The sequence below is a fragment of the Cupriavidus gilardii genome, from assembly GCF_017598945.1.
GTDB classification, from domain to species: Bacteria; Pseudomonadota; Gammaproteobacteria; order Burkholderiales; family Burkholderiaceae; genus Cupriavidus; species Cupriavidus gilardii_E.
The window spans coordinates 1-1,148 of sequence record NZ_JAGFTW010000065.1; the positions used below are offsets into that span (position 1 = coordinate 1).

At 61.2% G+C, this 1,148-nt stretch carries 1 protein-coding gene; it reads left to right on the plus strand.

The features are described from left to right. Positions 1-179 precede the first annotated feature (179 nt). Complete coding sequence (locus J5T34_RS23855) at positions 180-1,133, plus strand: IS110 family transposase (protein ID WP_208583370.1); 954 nt, start codon at positions 180-182, stop codon at positions 1,131-1,133. Positions 1,134-1,148 lie beyond the last annotated feature (15 nt).

Consider the following 1,148-nt stretch of genomic DNA (forward strand, 5'->3'; position numbering starts at 1 on the left):
CCCTTGTATGTTGCAAAATTCGTCCCGGACGCCTCAGATCGATTGACCCATGCTCTGAGCGCGAGCTCAAGTTCGAGGGAGAGCGAGGATCGGGGCGTCCAATTCTTGGTAGCGTTCAGCCTAAGCCCGAACGGTTGGAAGGCAGCACGCCGCATTGACACAAGGATGGGACAAGCCGAATGGATATCAAGGTTGCCGTAGGGATTGACGTCAGCAAGGACACGCTGGATCTGGATTCGCTGCCGCATAGTACGCCGCGCCAATTCAGCAATGACGAGAAAGGGATTGCCGAGCTATTGGCATACCTTGGCCAGATCAATTCGCAAGGCGCAATAGATCGGGTGGTACTGGAGGCAACGGGCGGCTACGAGACGCGGGTCAGCGTCGCGCTAGCCGGGGCCGGGCTTCCAGTGGTCGTGGTCAACCCCAAGCAGGTACGGGACTTTGCCAAGGCCTGTGGGATCCTGGCCAAGACCGACCGGCTCGATGCGCAGGTGCTGGCGCGCTTTGCCCAGCAGATTCGCCCCCCGGTACGCCCGCTGCCCGATGAGGCCCAGCGCGAGTTTGCCGATCTGCTGGACCGGCGCAGCCAATTGGTGGCCATGCGAGCCCAGGAGAAGGCGCGGATTGGCACCGCGCCGCCGGTCGCGCTCAAGAGCTTGAAGGAGCATATTGCCTGGCTCGATGCGCGCATCAAATCCCTGGACATCGACATGACACACACGCTTCGCACCAGCGAGGTGTGGAAGAAGAAGGTCGATCTGCTCGACAGCATGCCGGGCATCGGCAAGGTGAGCGTGTTCACGCTGTTGGGACGCCTGCCGGAGTTGGGCAAGCTCAATCGCCAGCAGATTGCTGCTCTGGTGGGCGTTGCGCCATTCAACGACGACAGCGGCAAACGGCGCGGGCAACGCTATATCCGAGGGGGGCGAGCCGAGGTGCGCAATGTGCTTTACATGGCGACGATCACGGCGATGCGCCATAACCCGGCCATTCGAAGCTTCCATGAGCGTCTCAGTGCCGCCGGCAAGCCCTTCAAGGTTGCCATTACCGCGTGTATGCGCAAGCTGCTAACGGTCCTCAACGCGATGGTGAAGTCCGGTCAGCCATGGCAGAACAACATGCCCACTTGACACGGTTGCTCTCCC